Raw genomic sequence first — 9,392 nt, forward strand, 5'->3', positions numbered from 1 at the left:
CAAATCGGCGGCCGCCCCCCGCATGGCATAGTTCACGGGCACGTCTTCGCCGATCTGCATGGCCACGTCCGGCCCTTCCCCGGCGAGCGTCGCGGGCAGAAGGATGTTGGCGGGTACTAACTTCAGATTGACCGAAATGTCCGATTTCGGGGTAAACGAATCATCGATCAGGTTTTTCAACACCTGTGCCTGATCCCGTCCTGTCGTAATCCAAACGGTCGTCGACCGCTTCTGCTTGCCGGTGTTGCCGATGCTGTCGTAATCCTCGGTATAAGAAGCGGTGAGCGACCCGGCTTCATGCTTCACCACTTGCAGAAACGACGCGTCCGCTCTCGGCAGCTTATGATCCGGCGAGGAAACGACCAGATAATCCAGCGTAAGCGGCTGTTCCCGGACGGTCAGAATCCACGTACCCAGGCCGCCGACGTTGGTCTTGAAGGCCTCCAAACGGTTCGCAACCGTATCCGGCCGTTTGGCCATCTCTTGGAGCTGCTTGACCATCGTGTGCAAAATAGCCACCTTGTCGCTCTGTTCGCCTGTCGTTTGTTCCAGGTAATCGGCCACGCTCTGGATCGTTTCGGCTTGTTTGCGGAATACCTCCGCCATTTCCGGGATCCGCTTCTCCAATTGGTAGTCCCGGTACGGATCGGGCGAATTGGACGTGATCATCAAAATTTTGCGGTACATTTCGTTCAGCTGCAGCACGCTCGACTCGATCGTCTGGATCAGCGGGGCCAGCTCGCCAAGGGAAACCGTCATGCGAATCCGGTGCTTGCCTTGGGTCAAATGAAACAGGTACGGCTCATCCTCTCCCAAGACGTACATGCTCCAGTCCCTGCCGAATTCAAAAGGGATCCGCTTCATCTCCTTGAACGGAACCTTTCCGTCAATCGTCAGGCTTCGCGTGGCGAAGACGCCGCGCAGCTGATCCTGCTTCTCTTTTAAAGCGATCTGGTACAAGCCGTCCTCCGGCGCTTCGAATTCCCACTCGATCCATTGTCCGGGCAGCTTCCAGTTCAGCCCTCCGATCGTGTTGATCCGAATTTTGGACACATCGTATGGAATAACCGTCGGGCTCGATCTGTCAGAAACCGGATACAAGGTCGGAGAGGACTTATACACCGCATCCTCTGCCTGAATCAGGGTGTATTGGTCTTTGACCGGCTGCAGCCCTTCGGTTGAATAATCGCTCTTGATTTCTGCGTACGTCTTTAATGCTTCTTCCTGGTACAGCTCGATATAATCGATGGCCATAGGCTCACGCAATGCCGTCAAGGTCACGCTTTGATTGCCTTTGTCAAAATAGAACAAATAGGGTTCGTCATAATAACCGCTGCGGTCGGTGACGGATTCGACCTGCCAGATCGGCTTCTCTACCTGACTCGGACGCAGATCGTTCCCTCTGTCATCGCGACCGATCTTGTCGTCCCGGTTGCCCCAGACCCGGTCAAACGTAACCAGGTCGGCGCCCTTAAAGGGCAGCTGTTGATTGATCGTCAATCCGCGTTCGATCGCGGAACTTTTGCCTTCAACCGGCAAATACCGGATTCGGATGTTGTACATGCCCGCTTGTTCGATGGGCACGTTCCAGCTGATGGAACCCGATTCCGGCGTGAGGACGGCGGTTTCCCCTGACGGATGGACAACCTCGAATCCCGGCCCGTCGGTTTGGGTAAAGCTCTCGCCCTCGATCCGGATAACCTGATCCGGGCGCTTAGCAGCCGAATGGGCTTTCACATATGCATCGTAGCCGCCGTCATCCCCGCCCGATCCCGTAACAGCCGCAAAATCGGCCATGGCTTGAACGCTCCGTACTTCGGATGAACCGGAAGGGTAGAATGCCCAAATGGACACCAGTATGGCAAGGACGAGCAGGACAGCGACGTAGCTCTTCTTTCGGTTGTTCACGCTTCTCCCTCCTGAAGCAAGAGACATGTCATGTCAATAACAGTCCCCGTTAGAAAACAATTTCTAATAGGGACTGCTGCTTCAACATGTGAAATTATTTCGATCCGTAGACCTCATTAATGGCTGCCTGGAACGGCGCTTTGTACTTTTCCACCACAGTAGACACCGAGGTTCCACTGGTGATTTCGCCGAGGAAATCATAGAACTTCAAGTTCGGGAATGTGAAGTGGTCGAGGACAATCAAATTGGCGGCGACTTCCTTCGCATTGTTAATGTCGTTTTCGTCCGTGAACGAGGTTTCATAGTAGGCCTGGTCCGGATAGTCATACATCGAATCGATGTCATTGATTTTCTCCCAAATATAGAGCAGCTTATCCGGATCCTTCACAGCCTTAGGGATGAACAAAGATTGATAGAGGCCTTCGTAAGAGTGGTACGAGCTTGCACTAGGCCCTTTAGGGAATGGCACAAATCCGATATCCGCGTCAGGCATATCCTTCTTGAAACCGCTAAGTTCGTAGAGCGCTCCCGTGTACATCAACGTGTTGCCTTGGCGGAAAAATTGGCCCGGCTCCGTCCAGTCGCCGCCTTCCGTTGGTCTGGCCACTTTTTCGGTCGCAATCTTGGAAATAAAATTAAGCGCTTCGGTCGTTTTCGGATCTTCCAGGTTTTGCTTGTTATCCTTCGTCAAGCTCGTTTCGTTGGAAGCGAGCGCAAATTCGAGCGGCGCCGGGTTAGCGAGCCCCCAGGAATCAAGCTTGCCGTCATTGTTCGTATCCTTGTTGGCTTCTTTAGCCACTTGCAAAAACGTATCCCAATTCCAGCTGTCTTCATTGACATAATCTTGAAGCGACTTCAAGCCAAGCTTGCTCATGAGCGTCCGGTTGTAAAAAATACCCATGACATTGTTGCCTTGCCCTTCCGAGAATCCGTAACCCCTTCCGTTGTATTGCATGTATTGATTGGTCACACTTTGGTTAAAGGCTACCGGATTTTTCGTATACTCATCGACGGGCCACAACAAGTCCTGTTTCACAAGTGCCGGAATCGTGTAGGTTTTGCCCAATCTGACGATGTCGCCAAGCGGTTCGCCGGCCAGCAGGGAAGCCGTCACTTTTTGCTGGTATTCGCCGTAATCGATCGCGACGTATTCCACTTTGAAGTTATGCTTCTTCTCCAGCTCCTCCAGATTTTTTTTGCGCTGGATGTTATCCGGGTTATCCTCCGGAATCGTCATATCCCACCACGATACGACCTTGATCGTTCTTCCGCCCATGTCGAAATCCATGTCAGGCGTCTTGTACGTTTGCTCCGCATCCTTCTCTTCCGCACCTTTATTGTCGGTGTTGGTTGCCGCAGTCTCGGTACTCGTCTCCGTACTCGTCTCCGCCGTACCGGCGCTTGACCCGCTTTTGGAGCCGCCGCTGCTGCACGCCGAAAGCACAAGTAACAGTGTGCAGAGCAGCAGCATCATTTTTCCCATACGCATTCCTCTAATCCCCCCGTTAAAGTGATTTGCATCCCAATTACATTCAAAGTGTAGCGCTTACATTGAAAGGGCAACAACCTGTGGTAAGTTAGATATTCTACCCGTCAAAATATAGGTTGCTTGTAACCCCTTACATTACAAATGGCCAATAAGTAAACAACGGATAGCAATATAAAGAAAAGCACATTGTTTGCGTATCGGGTTCTTTTTCATAATGAGAGATAAGCAGCTTCACCGGAGCCAATGATTTACGAAAAAGAAACAGGGGGGAATATCGTGTATAAGGTGCTGCTTGTTGATCCCGATCATCATGCGAAGGAATGGATAAAGCGTATGCTGGACAGACACCAAGCGGAATTTGAATTGGAGTGCCATGCCGCTGCAGCTGCCGAGGCGATGTCGATGCTATCCGCCCAGGATCATCAGCTGGTGCTGATCAGCATGAGAGCCTCGGAGGAAGAAGGACTTCAGCTCTGCGGCCGTATCCGGGAGAAAAGCCGTGTCCCGATCGTTCTGATCGGCGGGCGCAATGAGTTTCAGCTTGCCCGAAAGGCTTTGTATTATCAGGTGAACGACTACCTGCCCGACCCCGTATCGCCGGAGGAATTCGCGGCTAGCCTGAAGACCGTGAAGCGGGAGATGGACGAAGCGCCGTATTCCGGACATCAACCGGTCCCATGGGCAGGAACCGTTCAGGGAGCTGCCTCCGCCATCTCTTCGGCCGGTATCATCGACAAGGTGAAGGCGTATGTGGAAGAGGCCCTGCATCAGAACATCACGCTGAAGGAAATCTCCCACATTTTTCACTTCAACTATTCTTACCTCGGCCAGAAATTCAAAGTAGAAGAGAAGATGACCTTCAAGGAATATCTGCTTCAGCAGCGCATGGAGAAGGCAAAATTCCTGCTGGAGAATACCGACATGAAGGTGTATGAAATCGCTAATGAAGTCGGTTATACCGAGATGGATTGGTTCTATAAGAAGTTCAAAACGTATACCGGTGTAAGCGCTAACAAATATAGAAAGACCCTGATCATAACGGCGTGATTTAAGCATACTTCGGCGTACATGGCGCACATTCGATGAAGCCTGACCACCTGATCCCTTAAACCAAAGGCCGCTTCCCGGTTGTTTATCCGGGAGCGGCCTTTATTCGTTCCCCCACTCGCTGGGGTTATTCCAATGTTAACAGTCCGATGTTAGACAGGTTTTGCCACGTTCTGTCCGACGTATCATTCCAGATCGCCACGCTGTCGCGAACCCCGTCGTCATTCCCGTCATTATTGACCTGTACGTCAAACCCGATGAGGCTGCCCGCCTCAGGAGGTGTTCCGACCCAATCGACAGCGGCCTCAATGATGTAGCCGGTCGGGGTCCGCTTCGCGGCGGATGTCAAATTGGCGCCGAGCGATCCGGGGCTGACCGACGGCTCGTTATCGAAGTTCACACGATACTGCCCGTCGTCGCTGTCATAAGAAGCGGCTCGTGCGTTGTTCTGATCGATGAAGATTTCGACCGAATCCTGCTCCCACGCATTGGCGCTCCGCTTGGTCACCAGAGAGTCGGTCACCTCGGCCAGCACGTACAGACGGTGATCGTCCCAGAGCGTCCGGACTTTGGCCGTTGAGCCCGAAGATCCGCTGACCCAGCGGTCGGTTACGATCTGCTCGGCCTTGTTCCAAATGTCAATACGCCAAACCCGGACGTATCCGTATCCTGCCTGTGATGAATATCGTTCCAGGACGCCAGCTCTTCCGCTGAACCGGACCGGTCGCGAATGCGGACGTCAAAGCCGATTTCCTTTCCGGTTTGCGCACCGTCGACCGGGATCGAGGCTTCGATCCGGTATCCCTTCTCCGTTTTCACCACGTTATACTCGGCCGGTTTATGCGGATTCGCGCCACTGCGCCGAAACGTATACTTTTTGTCGTCCGCTTCATAAGCATTCGTTTTGCCGTTATTGCCGTCAATGTACACTTCGACGGAATCATTGCCGTTGACTGTGGCATCATCGACATCGACCCATAGATACAGATGTCCTGCGTCCCATAATGTCTTATATGTCGCTGCCGCTTTGCCGCCTGTCTGGATCGGTATCGCCTGCGCCACATTCCATACCGCTTCCGCCTGGCCGTCAATCTTCACGCTGGCCTCCAGGGCATTCGTGCGCTTCGTTTCAACCGGAACCTTCGCCGGATCGACGAGCGCCCAGTATCCGTATTTGGCTTGCAGCCGTTCATCGAACAGCAGCGGCCAATTGTTGCGAACGACCGGGAACGTACGCAGCCAGGTGTTCAGGTCATCCTTGCCCCAGAATATGACGGCGCTGAGCTGATCCGAATGCTTCCTGAATACGTCGAAGATCTCCCTGTAACGGTTGGCCTGCTTGATTCGCAGCTCGGTTGGGAACGTCTCATAGGCTTCCGTGTCATTCGTATAGATGCTCATGTCTAGTTCGGTGATTTGCTGATCGATGTCAAGATCCCGGAACGCCTGAATCATATCATCTAATTCCTGCACCCGGGGATATTCGATTCCGATATGCGTCTGGTGGCCGACGCCGTCAACCGGAATCCCCTTGGCCTTCAAACGCTTAATCAGATCATGCAGAAATTGCCGTTTCACGGGATCATTCGTGTTGTAATCGTTAATGAACAGCTTGGCGTCCGGATCAGCCTCATGTGCATAAATGAATGCCTTTTCAATGAATTCCTCGCCTGCAATTTGATACCATAAGCTGTTGCGGAGGCCCCCCGGTTTCTGATCGCCGGGCTCAATGACCTCGTTTACAACGTCCCAAGCGTAAATTTTTCCCTTGTACCGGCCAACGACGGTATCGATATGCTTTTTCATCCGTGCATATAGAAGCTCCTTGCTGGCGAGGTTGCCGTTGCTGTCGTAAAACACCCATTTCGGCGTTTGGGAATGCCAGATGAGCGTGTGGCCCCGCATGGCGATCCCGTTATCCATAGCAAAGCTTACAATTTTATCGGCTGCCGTAAAATTGAATTGACCCTCCGCGGGCTCGGTGGCGTCCCATTTCAGCTCGTTGCCGGCCGTCAGGCTGTTGAAATGCTTCCGGACCAGCTCCGCATCAGGGCTGTTCGGATTCTGGATTTCATTGACCAGCACAGCCGTCCCCAGCTTGAATTGGCCGGCAAACACGTCCTTCAGGCTCGGAATGTCCTTCTGAATCTCGATCGGAACCGGATCCGGAGCGCGCTCAATCACGACATCGTCCACGTAAAAATCAAGCGTCGGAACATCGAAGGATTCGATATAAACGGCCAGGCTTTCAATCGGGTGTTGCAAGGTATATTCTCCGCTGAGCTTGACCCATCCGCTGTCGCTCGCCTGGACCGATTTGACGAGTTCATAGGCATTGGTGCCATCCGTCGTGCGTTGGACCACAATCGATACCGGCGAGCTTGCCGTGCCGGCAGGCAGCTTGATCCAAGCCGATAAGTGGTACGTCTTTCCCGTTTCCATGATTGGGGTCACGTCGAGCTGCGGGCCGTTCCAGCCCTGGGTTCTACCGGTGACCTGCATGCCGTAAGATCCCGTATGGGCTGCATTCGGGGAAACCGTCAGGACTTCGTTGCCGCCCCGCCCGTACCAGCCTTGAAGCGTCCCGTCCTCAAAATCTTTTGAGATGCTTACCGGAACGCTTGCTGCCGCATCGCTCGTTCCGGCTGTTCCCATGCGGCCTTCAGATAGCGGGCCGGCCGACTCCTGCTCAGCACGGGCCAGACCCGGACGTGTGCCGAGCGATAAAGGGGCCAATACGAGAACAAGCGCGAGCATCAGCAGTATGGAACGTTTGATTCGATGCTTTTTCATGAATCCACCTCTCCTCATGTCATCTATTCCATTAAAACGCCGCTTAACGGCGTTCTATGGTCATGTTATGGATCACTTCATTCCATAAATAAAACCAGGTTAAGTTCAGACCGTCTGCCTTTCGTTTGCCGGGTACAGAACGATACGCCCGTCTTCAAGCTCGACGCGGACCTTGTTGCTGTCCTTGAAGCTCCCCGTGTCGAGGTAACCGGCAGGGATTTGCAGCCGGCCAGCCTTGTCGAGCACTGCGTACTCGATATGGCTCTCGGCTTCCCGCCGGGCGGTGTCGGCGTCCATTTGCGTCAACACGTCGGAATAAGAGATCCTGCGGATCATCTCGGCCGACGTCTTGCCGTCGCGGATCTGAACAACCCGGTCCACCTTGCGGGCCAACTCCGGATCATGAGTCACGATCACAATCGTGATGCCGATGGCCCTATTCAACGTCCGGAACAAATCGAGAACCTGATTCGATGTGCCTGTATCGAGCGATCCGGTTGGCTCATCGGCCAGCAGCAGCCGCGGTTCGTTCGCCAGCGCAATGGCGATAGCCACCCGCTGCTGCTCACCGCCGGACAATTCGCTGAGCTTGTTCTTCACCCTGTGGCTCAGGCCGACCGCTTCCAGGAGCTCGAGCGCGCGGGCCCTGCGTCTTCGGCCCCGCAGGAGAATCGGCAGCTCGACATTTTCGATCGCGGTCAAATAGGGAATCAGGTTGCGCGCGTTATTTTGCCAGACGAACCCGACCGACTCCCGTTTATATTGCACCAGGTCGCGCTCGCTGAACGCGAGCAGGTCCTTGCCGTCTACGAACAGCTTGCCGGCCGATGGTTTGTCGAGGCCGCCCAGCATGTTGAGCAGCGTCGATTTGCCGCTGCCGGAATTGCCGATGATCGCCATGAATTCACCGTTCTCCACCTGAAGGTCCAGGCCCTGAAGGGCGACGACTTCCAAATCCGCCGTTTTATAGATTTTGACGAGCCCTTCGCATTGAATCATGAGCTATTCCTCCCCGAGCTTCAGCGCCTGCGCGATGCGGATTCGTGTCAGCCGGTACCCCAGAATGATCAGCCCGGTCGCCAGCGTGAACCCGATAATGCCGTACAGCTGCAAATAATCGCTGAGTTGATATGTAATCGTGAATGGAGGGACTTGTTCTTTGGAAGCAAACGACATTTCGAACAGCGGCACGAATTTCATGCTCGTGACGTTGCCGATGAACACGCCGATGAGGACCGCGGCCCCCGACGTGAGCAGCTGTTCGCTGACGAGCATGCCGATCATTTGCGGGAAAGAGATGCCCATGGCCCGCAGAACCCCGTATTGAAGCGTCCGGCCGGATAAGGTCAGCACCCAGAACAGCAGGAACCCGATGAAGCTGACCAGCATCGAAATGGAAAAACCGAGCGTCATCACGCCGTTCATCGCCAACCGGAACGGATCATTTCTGGATTGGACCAGCTCCTGCGTCGCATCCCGCAGGCTCGTCACCTGTAGCTTCTTCTCCTGCAGCTCCCTGTAGATTTGTTCGCTGTTCGTGCCGTCCGCCAGCTTCAGCCATACCTCATAAGGCTCGACGGCCAGCCTGTTCTGAATCGTGCCCAGATGTCCGACAACGAGATGCGGCTGCCCGGGTTTTCCGCTTCCCTGATCGGACGGCAGCGGGCTCCAGCTGGGCCAATAATCGATGATGCCGTACACCGTGAACGTCGCCCCGTCCAGGCTGTCCCAGTAAACCCGGATCGGATCGCCGGGCTTCAGTTTGGCATCCTCTGCGAGCGACCGCGAAATGAGCACGGCCTCCGGATTCGGGGCGATCAGATTCAGGTAGCTGTTGATCGGATACTGCAGCAGCCCCTCCTTCATCCAAGCGGTACTGCCGAAATCCTTCGTGTCGATGCCAAAGAGAACCGTTTTGCCGGACTTTTCATTGCCGACGGCACTGAACCGGGCCTCCTGCTTCTTAAACACCTTCGCTGTCGCTTGCACACCGTCCAGCTCCTCAAAGGGCTCGAAGGGCGGCTCCGTGTACTGAACCCGTTTCTGCACGGTTGTCGTTGCCGGCTCAGACGGAGGCTGCCCTCCCGCCCCCGGGGATACAGGTGGAGGCGCATCGCTTTCCCACTTCGTCGTCAGCGCAATGTCCGTGCCGACC

At 54.5% G+C, this 9,392-nt stretch carries 7 protein-coding genes; 1 reads left to right on the forward strand and 6 read right to left on the reverse strand.

The window, feature by feature from the left end:
* Positions 1-1,908: ABC transporter substrate-binding protein (locus tag CPT76_RS19255; protein ID WP_105443971.1), on the reverse strand; the 1,908-nt coding region annotated here is incomplete at its 3' end.
* A 94-nt stretch (positions 1,909-2,002) separates the two neighbouring features.
* Positions 2,003-3,397 carry an ABC transporter substrate-binding protein gene (locus tag CPT76_RS19260; protein ID WP_105443972.1) on the reverse strand — a complete coding sequence of 465 codons (1,395 nt, stop codon included), beginning with the start codon at positions 3,395-3,397 and terminating at the stop codon, positions 2,003-2,005.
* A 276-nt stretch (positions 3,398-3,673) separates the two neighbouring features.
* On the opposite strand from CPT76_RS19260, the gene CPT76_RS19265 reads away from it, so the two are divergent.
* Positions 3,674-4,444 carry a helix-turn-helix domain-containing protein gene (locus CPT76_RS19265; RefSeq protein ID WP_181152929.1) on the forward strand — a complete coding sequence of 257 codons (771 nt, stop codon included), beginning with the start codon at positions 3,674-3,676 and terminating at the stop codon, positions 4,442-4,444.
* Between the two features lie 127 nt (positions 4,445-4,571).
* Here CPT76_RS19265 and CPT76_RS40080 read toward each other — a convergent pair whose 3' ends face one another.
* The 4 genes from CPT76_RS40080 to CPT76_RS19280 all read right to left on the reverse strand — a co-directional run.
* The gene (locus CPT76_RS40080) at positions 4,572-5,138 is read right to left on the reverse strand and encodes a sugar-binding protein (protein ID WP_308737634.1); all 567 of its coding nucleotides are present in this window, start codon (positions 5,136-5,138) and stop codon (positions 4,572-4,574) included.
* A complete protein-coding gene (locus CPT76_RS19270) occupies positions 5,054-7,237 on the reverse strand; it encodes an endo-1,4-beta-xylanase (protein ID WP_258168597.1) in 2,184 nt (727 codons plus the stop codon). Before CPT76_RS19270 ends, CPT76_RS40080 begins: the two co-directional genes overlap by 85 nt.
* 105 nt (positions 7,238-7,342) lie before the next feature.
* Positions 7,343-8,236: an ABC transporter ATP-binding protein gene (locus tag CPT76_RS19275; protein ID WP_105443974.1), complete on the reverse strand. Its 894-nt coding sequence runs from the start codon at positions 8,234-8,236 to the stop codon at positions 7,343-7,345.
* A gap of 3 nt (positions 8,237-8,239) precedes the next feature.
* A partial coding sequence (locus CPT76_RS19280) for an ABC transporter permease (protein WP_146116357.1) occupies positions 8,240-9,392 on the reverse strand: 1,153 nt, incomplete at its 5' end.

The organism is Paenibacillus sp. AR247 (genome assembly GCF_002968895.1).
GTDB classification, from domain to species: domain Bacteria; phylum Bacillota; class Bacilli; order Paenibacillales; family Paenibacillaceae; genus Paenibacillus_AQ; species Paenibacillus_AQ favisporus.

Excerpts from the sequence above, each read along its gene's own strand:
- CPT76_RS19260 (WP_105443972.1), bottom strand. The coding sequence starts at position 3,397 with ATGCGTATGGGAAAAATGATGCTGCTGCTCTGCACACTGTTACTTGTG.
- CPT76_RS19270 (WP_258168597.1), bottom strand. The coding sequence starts at position 7,237 with ATGAAAAAGCATCGAATCAAACGTTCCATACTGCTGATGCTCGCGCTT.
- CPT76_RS19275 (WP_105443974.1), bottom strand. The coding sequence starts at position 8,236 with ATGATTCAATGCGAAGGGCTCGTCAAAATCTATAAAACGGCGGATTTG.